Below are 16,004 nucleotides of genomic sequence, written 5' to 3'. Positions count from 1 at the left end.
CCTTTTTTGTGAGGAATGGCAATGTTGTATCGCGTATCAGCCGCTTGGGCGCGGGTCGAGCTGTATGCTGCGGCCCTGCTGGCGGTCTGTGTGACTTTGTTGATCCTTCTCAATGTTGCCACCCGCAATATTGGCCAGGCGCTGTTCTGGATTGATGAACTGGCGATCTATGCCATGGTCTGGATGACCTTTATGGGGGCCTCTGCCGCACTGCATCACCGCAATTCCGTAGCGATCACAATTCTGTCCGACGCGGTTCCGCCCGCAGCACGTTACGTGATCCGCAAAATCGTTGATCTCGTCATCTTTGCCTTCTCGCTGGCGATGCTATGGTTCTGCTGGCGCTGGTTTCTGCCGGTTGACCTTGCCCTGGCCGGATTCGATGTGATGACGTTTCAAGGCAATACATTCAGCTTCATCTATGCCGAACCCACCCTGACACTCGGCGTGCCAAAATATCTGTTCTGGCTGGTGATGTGGCTGTTTGCACTGGGGGCCACGCTTCATTCAACCATGCACCTGTTTTCACGGGCACTGCCGGAGGATGCAGCATGAGCCCCATCCTCTTTCTGGCGGCGCTGCTGCTATCCGTTCCCGTCGCGATCGTGCTGGCGATCACTGCGATCTGGTATATCTGGGAAAGCGGAAACACGGTTCTTTTTGACAGTTTCGCGCAAAAGATGTTCGGCGGGCTCGAAAACTACGGCCTTCTGGCCATCCCTCTATTCATGCTGACCGGAGAGTTGATGAATGAGGGCGGCATGACCCGCCGCCTTGTTGCACTGGCGCGTGTGTTTGTCGGCGGGTTCCGGGGCGGTTTGGCCTATATCAATCTGCTGGCAAATATGTTCTTGGCAGCGATCATTGGATCCGCGACCGCGCAGATAGCGGTCATGTCGCGCGCCATGGTGCCGGTGATGAAGGAAGAAGGCTATGATGAGGGCTTTGCCGCAGCGACCACGGCAGCAGGCGGCCTGCTTGCGCCGGTCATCCCGCCTTCGATGATGTTTGTCATCTTTGGTGTCCTCGCACAGGTGCCCATCGGAGAAATGTTCATCGCGGGCGTCATTCCGGGGCTGTTGATGGCGCTGGCGTTTGCATTGGTGATCACCTTGATTGGCTGGTCCCGGAACTTTCCCAAGGGCTCTTGGATGTCGCGAGGCGAGGCCGCGCGCGCGCTGCTTGCCGCATTACCGGCGATGCTGGTTCCTGTGGCCATCATTGGCGGCATCCTTTTTGGCATCGCCACGCCAACCGAATCTGCCGCCATTGCCTCGCTGATCGCATTTCTTGTCGGCTGGCTGTTTTATCGCGACCTCGACCCGCGCAAACTGGGTGAGATGTTCCGGCGGACGGCGGCGAACGCTTCGATGATCCTGTTCATGATCGCCGCGGCAAGTGTCTTTGGTTGGGTGATCATATACGAGGAACTGCCGCAGAAACTGGCCGGGCTGATTACCTCGATCACGTCTGATCCTTTCGTGTTTCTGTTGATCGTGAATCTGGCGCTGCTGCTGGTGGGTATGGTTATCGATGGCATTGCTGCAATCATACTGATCACACCAATCCTGCTGCCTATCGCAACAAACTCTTACGACATCAGCCCCTATCAATTCGGGGTCGTCGCCTGCCTGAATCTGGTCCTTGGCCTTTTGACGCCACCGGTCGGGATCGGTCTCTACATCGCATCATCCATGAGCGGCACCACACCGGGATCAATCCTGAAATCGCTCTGGCCATTCCTGATCGCGGTTACTGTTGTTTTGGTACTGCTGAGCTACTTCCCGGACTTGTCCACACTATTTGTATGATCCGGCCAATCATTATGAGAACAGGTTGAGCCGAAACCCGGGAAACCGAAGTTGGAAATGGCCAGCATTCCGTCTTCTACTACGAGCAGGAAACCAACAGCCTGTGGTTCTATGAAACGGACCAGGGCGAAACTGGACAACCCCTTAAAATCGCCGGGTTTGAAACCGGCACGCTGACCGAAAGCGATCTGATTTTCGTGTAGTCGCGGAGCCCCAATGCACCAGCAATTGTGTTCTTCCACCTCATTGAGAAGAACACTTTTGCTGGGACTTCACAGTGTTTTTCTATGTCCGTTACGGCGTTTCATACCAAGACCAAGAAGAAATCATATTCGGCGCAGTGTTTCGGTTGATCACACCACACTAAACCGTTGGGTCGCGCGATATTCTAATCATGGCGCCGACATAGTTTGCTCAATCCGAGCAAACAACTTGGCAATACCAACAATTCCAGGGCCCCTCCCCTTGGTAGAGGAAACTTGGGGCTCAGGTCATTGGAAATGTCTGTCGCTGTCGAACTGAAGCTGGCCTAAGCGATCGTTTGGTGTGGCACGAAAACGCGACGGATCCAAATTATGTGATCTCAATCGGCTATTCTTCGGCCAATATTGTCCCAACAAATTATCCACCTCATAAGAGCGAATTGGGACCCGCCCAGCTTGTGGCACAATGGTTAACTCACCGAGATAAATATTGCCTCCTTCACAATAAAAATCCACGCGCAAGAAATCGTATGGCGCGCCAACGGATTCTGCAATCTTCAGCATATCCTCTAGTCTTTCGGGCGGATCGACGGGATGTCCGCAGCCAAAATAGAATTGCTTTGATATGTGCTCAAATCGTTCCGTGTATATAGTCTGACTGTGATTGGTGTGCCGGTCCCGATCAACTTGAATCAGTCGAGCCTTGCCTTGAAACACAAAAATCTTCCAATCATCCGCGCTCCCGCCGTCGCCTGACAGGTCGCGTTCGAGATATACGCATTTCTTAATTGATGCGTTCCACCATTGACCTGTCCGAAAGTTACCAGGACTCGCCAGCCACGCTTCAGCAAGTTCCGCCATTTCAGTGCGCTCTTCATCCGACACCGGAAAGCGTACCTTCTTCATCAGATTGAAACCGTGGTTCGTCTTCCAGTAATAATAACCTGGTGGGACTTGGTCATTTGTCGGGGCTTCTGCTTTTTGGCTTACGAAGGGTCGATCATGAAACGTCAGCAAGTGCTTAACGTTCTCTGGCACAAAGGCTTCGTTAGAAAACTTGTCCTCTGCAGCAGGGAACGGCAAGGCGCCGAACAGTTTGTAAAGCAGTATAAAATCTGTGAACGTCTGCGGTGTTAGAATGTTGGGCGCAACCCCGCGTGCGCGCCCGAATGCTTCGATAGTTTGAGTTAGCACTTCTCGAGTGCGCTCAGGACCGAGAAAACGATAGCCGGAATCAGTGTTCTTTGGCATAGGATCATCAATGCCGAATAAGCGCTCCTCCTCGACTATGTCCATTGCATAATTCACTTCTCTGCTAACCGTATTGGTCAACCGAGATTGTGCCGTCTCCCGTTTCTTGTGCGTCGTCAGCTTTCGTTGAAGTTTTTTCCAATTCGTCTCGACGGGCTTCTTGATTTTAAGGCCATTTACGCGATTTCTCAGAGAGCCTACGAAGTTAATTTGCCGCTCTATCCGCTCCTCTTCCTTCGGAGTACGCCAGATTGGTTCGGGTTGCATAGTAAGTGCTTCAGGAAGACTATAGATCGCCTTGCCTTGTTGGCGACGCAGACTATTGAGAGATCTGAGGTTGCGTAAGGTGACAAACGACTTTGGGTCGCGATCATTTGAAACATTTTCTCGACCGAACCCGCCAACTATCCCTTCAAAGCCAAGAAACCGCGTGAATGCTTCCCAATCGCCGGAAGATCCTATCTCCAATTCAAGAAGACTGTCCTCGGCGTCATGGTATTTAAAGAATTTTCTGACATCGTTGAGATGCTCTTCGTAAATCTCAGCAAAACCCCGCTCAAACCCATGCGGGAAGTAGGCGCCATATATTTTGTTGCGGTTCTCGGCCTGAAGGACACCCAGCGAACTTCTCTTCACCGAGTCTACCCAAACTTCAGCGGATGTCCTGCGGGTCAGGATGAACTTGGCGGTGTTTCCAAATTCAGAAAACAGCTCTCGATAGATCAGATTCCAAGGCCAGTCTGAAAAGGCATCGAACTCAGACACGAGATTCTTGGTGACCTTCCCATAACCCTGCGACAAACATTCCGCTAAAGCAGGGTCCGAGTAACCTATCGCCTTGAAACCAAGTGATTTAAAGCCCTCATGTAGTGATGTCGTGGCAGTTTTGGGAAGGCCTATGCCAAACACTTATTGCGGGATCATTGCATAAACAACCTAGATCATTGTATCGCAACCGTTTTTGGCATGTCAGCACAGCTATTGCTCGACTCGTCGACTCAGCCTGCGGTTGTTGATGGACCGATTAAAGCTGATATCAACGGTTCGCAAGCTAGAATCTCAAAAGCGCATCAGCTAAGGATGATTCTGCTGCAATTGGTTTGCGGTTTAAGCACAAGGGTTTTCGAAAATTGGCATGGTTGGATCGTTGCGCAAGATGCGCAAAGAGAAAAAAATGCGCAAAAGAAGAGGCGAGTATCTCCCTCACTATGGGGTTGATGACTTACCTCTCTTGATTGATCGCGTGATCGGAGACATCGACCCACGCAAGTTGAGCGCGTTCATCCCAGTTAAGAACGAAATGGCTTTTTTACCAGCGTTTCTAGCACATTATCGAAAGTTAGGATTCGAACAGTTTCTATTCTTTGACGATCGGTCAAACGATGGAACACTTGAATTCCTCCTCACTCAAAGCGACTGCGTCGTCATTCAGGCAAAAAAGACTTTTGGTGAGCAACTATACTTTACGGGTCGCACTCCCAATAAGAATCGGGTTATGCGCTTTGGCGTATATTCGAAAATTGCGATTCCTCAGTTCTTCTTGCCCGGCAAGATAGTTGCGTACTTTGACGCCGATGAGTTTCTCATTCTACCTCCGGGTGTAGAACACATCTCCGAGGTGTACGCGCGTATTGAGGAATTAGGCTCGACCGGGGCTTATGCCTCAATGGTTGAGTTTTTCCCACGCTCGGCCAAATCGTTCGAGGACCCGTTACCTACGTCCTTTGAAGGAATGATAGAGGCGTATGGCTGGTTCGAGCCCGAAGCGATGTTCGATCCCGCCGCCCCTTTGGACGAAACACATAAACCGCAGTTCTTGGCCCCGTCAAAGTCAACGCGGTTATTCGAGCAGTACGGAGTCGGTGATGAACCGGAACGCAATTCTATCAAGGATCTTTTTCTGTCCGAAAGAGTGCGAAAGCAGCAGGGATTCAAACGTTCGGGCAGACATACTACGCCTATCTTATACCGAAGTGACGAAAGCGCTTTGTTTTCGTGCCATGACGCATTGATCCCACCTTCGGGTGAGATAATGCTGACTTTGGCGCATTTTGTGTTCACTTCAAACTTTGAACAAAAGATCAAAAATGCACGTGCCTGGAAAGCCCACGTTTTTGTTGCGTCCAAGTACAAGTATTATGATGCTCTATTGAACGCGGTTGAAGGAGTTGAAGATGGCTTCTTATCCGAGAGATCTGAGCGATACGAGAATGCCCAACGGCTCATTGAATGCGGGTTGATGAAATGGTGATCCAATTGTCTCAGACAAAGGATTAACGCCAATAGATTGGACTATTTTATCAGTGGATCTGGTTCTACCAGGTTATTCGCCCGGATTGAGCAAGCCATGTCGGCGCCGTGCTTGTCCCCAACCACATATCGCGCCTGAAGGGTTTCCGCTACCTGGACGTACCACCTTTGACGCTGAGTACGGCTGATTTGCTGGCGACTCAGGGTGTGATTGTCAGCCGGGAGGTGATCCAGTTGTGAGCTTATCGCTTTGGTGAACGCTTTGCAGATTACATCAGGCGGGATCGCTCACGGCCGAACGACAATTGGCAAAGGAGCGGTCTGATCTCGCTGCGTGCCGCTGCTGACATCGATCAGTAACGAAGTTCCATTGCAATGCGGCCAGGTCTTTCCATCGTCAGGGCTGGCCGGAATTGATAGCCAATCAGCTTTCAGGCATGCGGCCAGATGGCCTTGATATGCGACTCGCCGAAGCGCTCCATGCAGGCACGATACGTATCATCATAGTAGTGTCGCACGCGCGCGATGCTTTCGGTGTCGAGGTCGGCTGTACGGGGCGAGACGTTCACTTGCGCTCCGAAATCCGCCGGCCGGTATTCGAGCCCGAGAAAGTCGGTGATCCGCCGAACCTCTTGCTCGGAAAACAAAGTCTCGTAGAACCCGAATAAAACATCATCCGGAGAAAAGGCGTGATCGAGCGCCGCGAAGGTATGCTCGTAGCGTGTACGCATTTCCACGTCGGACCAGGCGAAGCGCTTGTTGAAGAACGCGATGGGATCCTTGCCGGCTTTCTCCGGCCTGTCCTGCTGGTCACGGATGCGCATCCGCGTGGCCGAGTATATCCGTTCGACAGGATCGCGCATCAGGAAGATCACTTTCACATGGAATCCCCGCGCCTCGAGCATTTCGCGAATACGTACGAGGTCTTCGCCCGACAGCCCGTTATAAGACGGTGTGATATCCCCCACCAGCCCGACATGCTCAAACGCACCATGCAGCTCATCGAAATAGGCGGCATAGTTCCTGGGATCGATATAAAAGGACACATGGCGAAGCGAATTTTCCAGCCACTCATCAATGTCCATGCGCTTACCAGGGGATTCCTCGGCGCGATTTCGGGCCAGCTCGGCGAGGTTTTGCAAGGCGCCCCGATAGAATTTCTGTGTCTTGGCGCCACGAATCCAGAGCGCGTCAAAGACATGGTACTCCTTGCGGAAACCAAAATTGCAGGCCGGATGATTGCTGAGATACTGATGCAGCCAAGTCGTGCCGCCCTTCTGGCAACCCACCCCCAAAAGAAACGTCTTCACAATACTTTCCCGTTCTTTCAAAATCGACAGGCTCTTCCGTCCCAGATTTCCTTCGACCTGTCAAATGGACGGGACAAGATCGGCGCTCATCCGAACGCGGGACCATGGAAGGTCGCCTTCGAGAAATTTCTAGGTACACCATTGCAGCCGGAGCGTTTCGGCAGTGTGACGTTAAGGGAGATCAACAGGACTTTGCAAAGCCCGCTTTCTGCGTTTTTCTGTCATTGGGACATCGCGCAGCATCGGTCAAAATGGGTTCGATCCGCCCCGCCGCTGCGTTGCGAACGCAGGTCCGCTCAGGATTGGCGAACGGCAAGAGCCGCCCGCCAAGGTGGTTCAAATGTTGATTTGCTCGACTATACTCAGCGCATCTTCAAGTTCGACGCCAAGATATCTGACTGTGCTGTCAACCTTGGTATGTCCGAGCAGAAGCTGAACCGCTCTGAGATTTCCGGGCGGTCGTGAAACCGGCTCGGAAACATGAAGCGGCAGCCGATCATTTCCGGCGACTTGATCCACGCGGCAACGGTGTCCCGCGTGTTTTCAGAGAGTTCGAACTAAACGGGTCGCTTGGATTTGCTCTGGATCACGGACACTCTTTCGCGAACGCGATCTTCCCTCACCAGGTCGGTTACAGCCAGTTTCACCAGATCGCATCAGGGAAGCCGGTTCACAGGCTTTGAATGAACCAATACGCTGGCGGAGGCGAAGGGATGGATGATCGAGCGTCTGTGGCGATCTCCGAAGTACGAATGCGTCTATCTCTACGCATTTGAAACCGGCTCAGAAGCAAAGACCAGGATCGGCAGCTGGATACCTTATTACAACACCGAACGGCCCCGCTCGACGCATGGAATATTGATGCCAAACGAGGCCGATGAAACCCTCCGAGGCGAAGAGAAGAACGCGGCCTGAACCGAAACCAAGATCCACCTTAGACAGGGCTGCAAACTGGTTGAAAATCTGGGACCACCTCTAATTGCTACTGATGCGGGGCAACCGATGCACTTAGCAATTGCTTAGAATACTCGTGATTGGGTTTCCCCAAACGCAGAGTTTCCGAAGACAAAACCTCTACAATCTCACCATTTCTCATAACCGCCAGTTGTTCACACATATGCGCGATCACCGGAAGATCATGAGATACCATTAGATATGTAAGTCCGCGCTGCGTGCGCAAGTCGGTCAGTAGATTGAGTACTTCGGCCTGAACGCTGACATCCAATGCTGATGTGGGTTCGTCCAAAAGCAAGATGTCCGGCTCACCTGCCAAGGCCCGCGCGATAGCCACGCGTTGACGTTGGCCACCAGAGAGCTGGTGTGGGTACCGGAACCGAAACCGTTGCCCAAGCCCAACATCGTTCAGCAGGCCGGTTACACGTTTGTCGATGTTGTCCAATCCATGCAGGTGAATTGTTTCGCTGAGAACCTGATCGACGGTGTGTCGCGGGTGAAGCGAAGCATATGGATCCTGGAAAACCATCTGCACGGTTCGAAAGAAACCGCGATTTCGCTTTGCTCCAAAAAGTGGTTCTCCTTCGACCCGAATGGTGCCAGACCAATGGGGCGCGAGACCAGTTATCGCACGCAGGATAGTTGACTTACCAGACCCGCTCTCTCCGACCAAGCCGAAGCTTTCGCCTTGTATGACATTCAGGTCGGCGGACTTGACCGCATCCACGCGATCATGAGCATGACCGAACCAAACATTCAGGTCCTTGATTTCCAGTGCGGTCATTTCAACCTCTCACACTCGGCGCGTCGGACCAGGAAGGGTCGCGGGTCAGAACACTCAGGTGAGTGCGTTTGTCATCCAGCCGGGGAAGCGAGTTCAACAGGCCCTGAGTATACGGGTGCTGGGCCTGGTGCAACTTATCCGCTTTGCAGACTTCAACAATTCGACCCGAATACATAATGAGGACACGATCGCAAAACTCTGAAACCAGATTCAAGTCGTGGCTGATGAAAATTAGGCCCATTCCCCGTTCCTTCACTAGCCCGTCCATGATGTTTAGCACCTGCCGCTGAACGCTGACATCCAGCGCCGAAGTCGGTTCATCCGCAATCAGAATCTTGGGGTTGGGGATCAGCATCATCGCAATCATGATCCGCTGCCCCATTCCTCCTGACACTTCATGTGGAAATGCCCGCATTACCCGTTCGGGATCACGGATCGAGACATTCTCCAACATCTCGATCGCCATCTTTTTGGCACGTGCTTTAGAGCCGGAGTTGTGCTGAAGGTACGCCTCTGTCAACTGTTCGCCGACGGTGACCACCGGATTCAAAGAGAACTTGGGATCCTGCATCACCATGGATATCTGCTTGCCGCGCATCTCGCGCATCTCGCGCTCGGTAAGTTTCAGCAGGTCACGTCCTTCAAGATTGACGTGGTTGGCTTCGACGATACCCGGCTTTCGGATCAAGCGAAGGATGGCCCGTCCTGTCATCGACTTGCCGGACCCGCTTTCGCCCACGATCCCCAACCGTTCACGTCCCAACGAGAATGAGACACCGCGCACCGCATCAAACACGCCCTGCCGGGTTGGGAAGCGAACCCACAGGTCTTCAATGTCGAGTAAGTTCATTGCCCACCATCCTTTGGGTCAAGGGCGTCTCTCAGCCCGTCTCCCAACAGGTTGAAGGCCAGTGAAACCGTGAAAATTGCAAGCCCTGGCACCGTGGCAACCCACCAGTGATCAAGGATGAACCTGCGACCTTCGGAAATCATCGCCCCCCATTCCGGGCTTGGGGGTTGTGCCCCCAGTCCCAGAAATCCAAGGCCGGCTGCGGCCAAAATGATCCCGGCCATGTCGAGTGTGACCCGCACGATCAGAGACGAGATACAAAGTGGCCAGATATGCCGGGTGATAATCCGCAGCGGCCCAGCACCCTGAAGGCGGATCGCGTTGATATAGTCGGTCGACCGGATCGTAAGTGTTTCCGCCCGCGCCATGCGTGCGTATGGTGGCCATGCTGTCAACGAGATCGCCAGAACCGCGTTCTCGATCCCTGCTCCTAGCGCTGCAACAAAAGCCAAAGCCAGAACAAGTCGCGGAAAGGCGAGGAAGATATCGGTGATGCGCATGAGGATCACATCCGTCCATCCCCCCGCATATCCAGCGACGGTTCCGACCAAAAGGCCCGCGACCGGAGCGATGAGCGCCACCAAAGCCACAATGTACAGCGTTATCCGCGCGCCATAAATCAAGCGCGACAATATATCCCGCCCCAGACTATCGGTACCCAGCAAATGTCCTTCGGACCCGATCGGAAGCAGTCGGCTGGAGAGATCCTGAACAAAGGGATCATGCGGCGCGATAATAGGTGCAAAAACCGCAGTCATCACGAGGATTACCAGGATCGCCAACCCAACCATTGCCATCGAGTTTGATCGCAGTGTCAGCCAGCCTTTATACAAGCTGGCCAATCTGGCGTGGCGTCGGGATGTGGGTTCGTCGGTCAGCAGCCACTGACGCAAAGTCATGTCGCTCATTTCGACCTCGGATCAAAGAAACGGTACAGAAGATCGGAGAATATATTCAGGCAGATAAAGATCAGCCCGACCACAACGGTTCCTCCGAGGACGGCATTCATGTCGGCGCTCAGCAAAGCGGTCGTGATATAGCTGCCGATCCCCGGCCAGCTAAAGATGATTTCGGTCAGAACCGAGCCTTCCAACAGATTGGCGTAGCTCAGTGCGATGACTGTAATGAGCTGAACGCGTATATTCTTGAAGGCATGGCGCCAGATCACCTGCCGCTCTGACAGGCCCTTGACGCGGGCGGTAATGACATATTCCGCTGACAGCTGTTCCAGCATGAAGGATCGCGTCATCCGGCTGATGTAAGCCAGCGAATAGTACCCCAGCAAAGCAGCGGGCAGGACGATGTGAGACAATGCATTGCGGAAGACATCCCAATCCTGAGCGATAGCGCTGTCCACCAAGATGAGCCCCGTTCGCGTTGGAACCAGATCCTCATAGAAGATGTCCAGGCGACCCGGGCCACCGACCCAGCCTAGTATTCCGTAGAAGACCAGCAGCCCCATGAGCCCCAGCCAGAAGATTGGCATTGAGTAGCCAACAAGCGCGACCACACGAGCGATCTGATCGATCCAGGACCCCCGCTTCACGGCGGCAATCACACCCAGCGGAACACCCAGAAAGATGCCAATCATCACACCCAATGTCGCCAATTCCAGTGTGGCGGGGAAAACACGTGCGATGTCTTCGGATACAGGGCGCGCATTCAATAACGAGTCGCCAAAGTCTCCGTGCAGGACGTCCCAAAGATAGTACCCGAATTGTACCAGCAGTGGCTTATCCAAGCCAAGCTGTTGGTAGACCGCATCATAAGTCGATTGCGAAGCGCGTTCACCGACGATCGCCAACACCGGATCGATCGGCATGACGCGGCCAATGATGAAGGTCACGAACAGCAGACCCAGCATCGTGATTGCAATGGTACCAAGAGTTTTGAGGATGCTCTTGATCCAATGGATAAGAGGCGCCGAGCGGCGCCCCTCAGATGGTCTTTCGGCCAGTGCCATTTACTTGGTCACCTGCCAATACGACGCCGATGTGATCGCCTGACCCGTCGAGAAATCCGTCACGTTCTCACGCAATGCCGATTGCTCGATTTGCTGGAACATAACGACAAAAGGCGATGTCTCACGGAATTCAGCCTGTATCTCCTTGTACATATCCGCACGTTTCACTGTGTCGTTCTCAACCACAGCCGCATCTGTTTTTTGGGTCAGACCGCCGGTATCCCACGAATTCCGCCACGCCAACAGACCAGTTGCATTGGCCGCATCTGAGTTGTCAGGATTATAGGCAAACGTCCCCGCGTTGGTTTGCGGATCAGGATAGTCCGGACCCCATGCGCCGAGATAGACGTCCAGTTCCCGTGCACGATACCGCGCCAGAATTTGCTTGGCAGTACCGACGGTGATGTTCATCGTGATGCCAACCTGACCCAGTGCATTTTGAAGTGACTGAGCGATCTCAATACGTTCCTGCGCTTCGCGCACGCCAACTTCGATCTCAAGTCCACTTACACCGGCTTCATCCAACAGCGCTTTGGCTTTTTCAACATCGAAGCTGAACGGATTCTCATCCGATGCTCCCAGATAGGTTTGCGGCAGGAAATTCTGATGAATTGTGTACTGACCCTTCAGGAAACTGTCGCGCATCCCTTCATAGTCGATCAGGTATTTGAATGCCTGACGAACCTGAGGCTTGCTGAGCTCAGGGTGCTTCTGGTTCAGCGAGACATACATCAGACGGCCTTTAAGTTCGTCTGCAATCTTGACACCAGCGACCGAGGACACCCCTGCCACGTCTTCGGGGTTCAGGTTGCGGGCAACGTCGATATCCCCACGTTCGAGCAGTAGGCGCTGGCTGGCGCTTTCCTGAACGTGACGGACAACAACACGCTCCATCGCCGGGGCACCCAGATAGAAATCAGGGTTGGACTTCAATGTTACGCTTTCATTGGGCTTCCAACTCACCAAGCTATAGGCACCGGAACCCGCCGTGTTGGTCTTGAGCCACTCGTTGCCCAGATCACCATCTTTGTCGTGTTCCATCACTGTCTTCTTGTCGACGATGCCGCCGATGGTCGCAGTCAGACAGTTCAGAACGAAGGATGTCGCGTAGGGCTTGTCGGTTGTGATCGTCAGAGTGTTGCCATCTGCAACAATCGTTTGTTCGACATTTTCCGGCGTGAACCCAAACTGGGTAAGGATAAAGGCCGGAGTCTTATTCAGAATGATCGCGCGACGCAGTGAAAACTGAACATCTTCGGCGGTCACCGGATTGCCTGAATGAAAGGTCAGACCTTCCCTGATTTTGAAGGTGATCGATTTGCCGTCTTCCGAAACATCCCAACTTTCCGCAACATCCGGCTGATATCCTGCATCCAGATTCAACGGGTCAAAATTGACAAGCTTCTGGTAGACATTGCGGCTGACATCCGACCCGGCAAATTCAAAGCTTTCGGCAGGGTCCAGTGTTGTGATGTCGTCAATACGGTTCGCGATCACCAGCATGTTTGGCGGCGTTTCCGCGATTGCCGAAGTCGAGGTCACAGCCAGCGCTAATCCCAGCGCCGCACCGGTAAGCAATCTATTAAATGCGTTCATTTTGTCCTCTCTGTCATCAAGTTATTCACTAACGGTTACGATCCCCAAGTCTTCTCAAGTACACGCAACCAGTTTTCATGGCAGAGCTTCTTGATGAGCTCTTCGCCGTATCCATGGGTTTCCATGGCATCTCTCAATCGGGGTAGCATCGAGACGTCGGTCACATTTTCAGGCACCACTGCCCCGTCATAGTCGGAACCAAACCCAACCCGATCCTCGCCCAAAAGGCCGATCAGATGATCAAGGTGCTTCAGGACCTGTGTAAGCGGCACGTCGGACAGCATCCGACCGTCTTCGCGCAGAAATGCTGCGGCAAAATTCAACCCGACCATCCCGTCGCTTTCCGCAATCGTGCGAAGCTGGTCATCCGTCAGATTCCGCGCGTGCGGGCAGATGGCATGGGCGTTTGAATGAGTCGCAACCAGAGGTGCATCTGAATATCGCGCCACGTCCCAAAACCCTTTTTCATTGAGGTGGGACAAATCCAGCATGATGCCAAGCGCATTGCAGCGCTGCACCAGCCGTAGTCCGTGATCTGTCAATCCCTGGCCAATATCCGGTCCTGACGGATACCTGAACGGCACCCCGTGGCCAAATATGTTCGACCTGCTCCAAACCGGCCCCAGCGATCGCAAGCCTGCGGCATGAAAAACGTCGAGGGAATGCAAATCAGCATCGATCGCTTCGGCGCCTTCGATGTGGAAAATGGCGGCTATCTGACCTTGCTCCAAGCAGGCCCGGATATCCGAGGTTGACCTGACCACCTTCAAAGCGCCCAACCGTTCCAGTTCAAGCAAAGTGGCAATCTGGCTCAGGGCGGCAGGCAGGGCGTCTTCTGCGTCTATCTGATCCGGAAGCGGCAGATCATAGCTTGGTCGAACCATTTCCTCCATCTTTGCGTCGGCATCCATGGGCGAAGGAACCCAGACCGCAAAGAAACCGCCGCCAAACCCACCCTCTTGGGATTTGACTAGATCAACCGCGCCATCGAGCCCGGTAAGGAAACGAGCAGCTTCAGACAGACCACCTGACGAAGACAATTTTGACAAAACGTCGTTGTGACCGTCAAAGATAAGAGGAGAAGTATTCAACCTCGCATCACCCAATTAAGTATCGTTTCGACACAAGCTAGCAGACGCTATCATCATAATTGCAAAAATAATTGATGAGTTTTACTCATAGAGCTAGTCGGAATCATGCGGGTACCGGGGAATGAAGAAACCGCGTAATTGGCATTCGCTGCCCGAGTATCAGGCGCTGCGCGCACTCATGCAATCTGGCACAACCGCGTCGGCCGCCCGACAACTTGGTTTGTCTCAGTCTGCTGTAAGCAGGTCAGTCAGCAACCTGGAAGCTCGACTGGGCAGAACACTGTTCGAGCGGGACGCAGGCAGGTTGCGACCCACACAGGAGGCCGTAAGGCTAAATATGCGCCTGGATCCCCTTTTTGAGGCATTGGACAGGATCGATGGCCCCGGAGAAACCGTTCAGGAAACACTACGTCTCGTGGCCCCGCCCAGCTATGCACATCGATACATCGTATCCCTTATTGCCAGCTTCATTCGCGGAAACCCCGGTTTTATTGTCAATCTGGAAGTAACAACGTCGGATATGGTTACTCTCGGTGTACTTGAGAACCGCTTTGATCTGGCAGTCACCGGGATTGAGCAGAGCCGAGCTGGCATCAAACTTGTTCCATTTCGCGAATCACCAGCGGTTTGTGTCATGCGCCCCGAACATCCCCTTTCAAAACGCGCGACGCTTGCACCGTCCGACCTGCATGAACAAGAGCTGATTGCCCTGACATATCGGCATGGACGGCGCGGACAACTTGACCGGTTGCTTCATCAGGTTCGCGCCGAACCGAGAATCGTTGCCGAAGTCTCCACCTCTTTCGCCGCTGCTGACATGGCAGGTGAAGGGTTGGGGTTGGCCGTTATCAATCCCTTTCCAGTGTACCATTACCGATCTCCCGATCTGGCATTTGTCCGATTTGAATCTCCGATGCGATATCGCGGTCACTTTGTGGTTTCGGATCAAAAACCAGTCCCAAGGATCGCACGGGCTTTCATGCGTCATCTTCGACTAAATACTCCTCCTGACCCATTTTCAGACCCGAGCTAATTTCATTCTTTTGAACGTTCAGCAGTGACGACGAAATGCGCTGACATTCCAACGGAATTGGCATGTGGAGAAGATGGCCTCTACGCAGACAGGCCACCAGCGATAGTCTTCTTCACCATGTATGCCGATCCAGAATTTCGAATGATCAGTATTCATTGTTTCCGCATATCAGTTCGCACCTGCAATGAAAGTCGGGAACCCGTCCTTCGTGCCGTACTTTGGCCACTTACCCGTTCAGCTTTAGCCAATAGCGTGTGTACCGGAGTTCACCCGTTCGGGTCAGAGCCCCCTTCTCTACCAGATCCTGCAGATCCCGCGTCGCCGTGGCGCGCGACGTTCCGGTGATCGAGATATAGTTCTCAGCACTTAATCCCCCCTTGAACCCATTGGGTCCAGCCTTGAACAAACGTGCGATTACTTTGCTTTGCCGGGCGTTGAACTGATCACGAAACCGGTCATAGAAATGCGTCTTGGATATAAAGAAACCAACCCGCTCAAGCGTCACCTGCTGTGCTGTATGGACAGTCTCGGCAAACCAGATAAGCCATGGTGTCACTTCTAGTGTCTTTTGGTGACGTTCAAGTTGGTCGTAGTAGGCCTTTCGCTCTCGCTCGATCGTGAAAGCAAGAGCAATCAGGCTTGGTTGCCCAATGTTCTGTGCCAAGGACTTTTCAACCAGCGCCCTGCCCAAGCGGCCATTGCCGTCTTCAAAGGGGTGAATGCTCTCGAAATACAGATGGCTCAATCCGGCCCGGATCAGCGCGCGCAAGGGTTCAGGGCCATCCGGTGCGGTCCGATTGAACCAGATTACGAATTGTGTCTGCCATCAGCACTCATGGAACAGAATAGGTTGATTGCGTAACGGAGGATTTCAGGCTCATCGTAACCATCAGAGAGTGGAGATGAGA

12 protein-coding genes and 4 pseudogenes are annotated in these 16,004 nt (G+C 53.2%); 6 read left to right on the top strand and 10 right to left on the bottom strand.

The features are described from left to right. Nucleotides 1-21 precede the first annotated feature (21 nt). The 3 genes and pseudogenes from ACR0K9_RS11095 to ACR0K9_RS11085 all read left to right on the top strand — a co-directional run. Nucleotides 22-555: a TRAP transporter small permease gene (locus tag ACR0K9_RS11095; RefSeq protein WP_480823151.1), complete on the top strand. Its 534-nt coding sequence runs from the start codon at nt 22-24 to the stop codon at nt 553-555. Then, nucleotides 552-1,811 carry a TRAP transporter large permease gene (locus ACR0K9_RS11090; RefSeq protein WP_480823149.1) on the top strand — a complete coding sequence of 420 codons (1,260 nt, stop codon included), beginning with the start codon at nt 552-554 and terminating at the stop codon, nt 1,809-1,811. Before ACR0K9_RS11095 ends, ACR0K9_RS11090 begins: the two co-directional genes overlap by 4 nt. A 277-nt stretch (nt 1,812-2,088) precedes the next feature. Continuing rightward, nucleotides 2,089-2,201 (top strand): annotated as a pseudogene (locus ACR0K9_RS11085) (IS6 family transposase); the annotation flags it as partial. Between the two features lie 101 nt (nt 2,202-2,302). On the opposite strand, the gene ACR0K9_RS11080 reads toward ACR0K9_RS11085, so the two are convergent. Beyond that, complete coding sequence (locus ACR0K9_RS11080) at nt 2,303-4,174, bottom strand: ATP-grasp fold amidoligase family protein (protein ID WP_480823147.1); 1,872 nt, start codon at nt 4,172-4,174, stop codon at nt 2,303-2,305. Nucleotides 4,175-4,400: 226 nt separating this feature from the next. On the opposite strand from ACR0K9_RS11080, the gene ACR0K9_RS11075 reads away from it, so the two are divergent. Next, nucleotides 4,401-5,516, top strand: a complete 1,116-nt coding sequence (locus ACR0K9_RS11075; RefSeq protein WP_480823145.1) for a glycosyltransferase family 2 protein — start codon at nt 4,401-4,403, stop codon at nt 5,514-5,516. A 430-nt stretch (nt 5,517-5,946) separates the two neighbouring features. Here ACR0K9_RS11075 and ACR0K9_RS11070 read toward each other — a convergent pair whose 3' ends face one another. After that, on the bottom strand, nt 5,947-6,804 hold the full coding sequence (locus ACR0K9_RS11070; RefSeq protein ID WP_480823529.1) for a sulfotransferase: 858 nt from the start codon (nt 6,802-6,804) through the stop codon (nt 5,947-5,949). A gap of 357 nt (nt 6,805-7,161) precedes the next feature. After that, a pseudogene (locus ACR0K9_RS11065) lies at nt 7,162-7,481 on the bottom strand (site-specific integrase); the annotation flags it as partial. Between the two features lie 58 nt (nt 7,482-7,539). On the opposite strand from ACR0K9_RS11065, the pseudogene ACR0K9_RS11060 reads away from it, so the two are divergent. Next, nucleotides 7,540-7,740: pseudogene (locus ACR0K9_RS11060) on the top strand (integrase core domain-containing protein); the annotation flags it as partial. Between the two features lie 67 nt (nt 7,741-7,807). Here ACR0K9_RS11060 and ACR0K9_RS11055 read toward each other — a convergent pair. The 6 genes from ACR0K9_RS11055 to ACR0K9_RS11030 are packed head-to-tail and all read right to left on the bottom strand — an operon-like array spanning nt 7,808 to nt 14,063. Then, complete coding sequence (locus ACR0K9_RS11055) at nt 7,808-8,563, bottom strand: ABC transporter ATP-binding protein (RefSeq protein ID WP_480823143.1); 756 nt, start codon at nt 8,561-8,563, stop codon at nt 7,808-7,810. 1 nt (nt 8,564) lies between these two features. Further along, complete coding sequence (locus ACR0K9_RS11050; RefSeq protein WP_480823141.1) at nt 8,565-9,413, bottom strand: ABC transporter ATP-binding protein; 849 nt, start codon at nt 9,411-9,413, stop codon at nt 8,565-8,567. Then, on the bottom strand, nt 9,410-10,321 hold the full coding sequence (locus ACR0K9_RS11045; protein ID WP_480823139.1) for an ABC transporter permease: 912 nt from the start codon (nt 10,319-10,321) through the stop codon (nt 9,410-9,412). The genes ACR0K9_RS11050 and ACR0K9_RS11045 overlap by 4 nt, the downstream gene beginning before the upstream one ends. Next, nucleotides 10,318-11,376 (bottom strand): ABC transporter permease, encoded by a 1,059-nt coding sequence (locus ACR0K9_RS11040; RefSeq protein ID WP_480823137.1) that lies wholly within the window; start codon nt 11,374-11,376, stop codon nt 10,318-10,320. Before ACR0K9_RS11040 ends, ACR0K9_RS11045 begins: the two co-directional genes overlap by 4 nt. Then, on the bottom strand, nt 11,377-12,972 hold the full coding sequence (locus tag ACR0K9_RS11035) for an ABC transporter substrate-binding protein (protein ID WP_480823135.1): 1,596 nt from the start codon (nt 12,970-12,972) through the stop codon (nt 11,377-11,379). It abuts the gene before it with no gap. Nucleotides 12,973-13,007: 35 nt separating this feature from the next. Further along, nucleotides 13,008-14,063 (bottom strand): dipeptidase, encoded by a 1,056-nt coding sequence (locus tag ACR0K9_RS11030; RefSeq protein ID WP_480823134.1) that lies wholly within the window; start codon nt 14,061-14,063, stop codon nt 13,008-13,010. Nucleotides 14,064-14,184: 121 nt separating this feature from the next. Here ACR0K9_RS11030 and ACR0K9_RS11025 point away from each other — a divergent pair, with 121 nt between their 5' ends. After that, nucleotides 14,185-15,096, top strand: a complete 912-nt coding sequence (locus ACR0K9_RS11025; RefSeq protein ID WP_480823133.1) for a LysR family transcriptional regulator — start codon at nt 14,185-14,187, stop codon at nt 15,094-15,096. A 226-nt stretch (nt 15,097-15,322) separates the two neighbouring features. On the opposite strand, the pseudogene ACR0K9_RS11020 reads toward ACR0K9_RS11025, so the two are convergent. Further along, nucleotides 15,323-15,913 (bottom strand): annotated as a pseudogene (locus ACR0K9_RS11020) (Fic family protein); the annotation flags it as partial. Nucleotides 15,914-16,004: the final 91 nt, after the last annotated feature.

The sequence above is a fragment of the Ruegeria sp. L12 genome (assembly GCF_056531745.1).
Note: the sequence above shows the minus strand (reverse complement) of the source record. Positions and strands in the feature narration are given on the sequence as shown.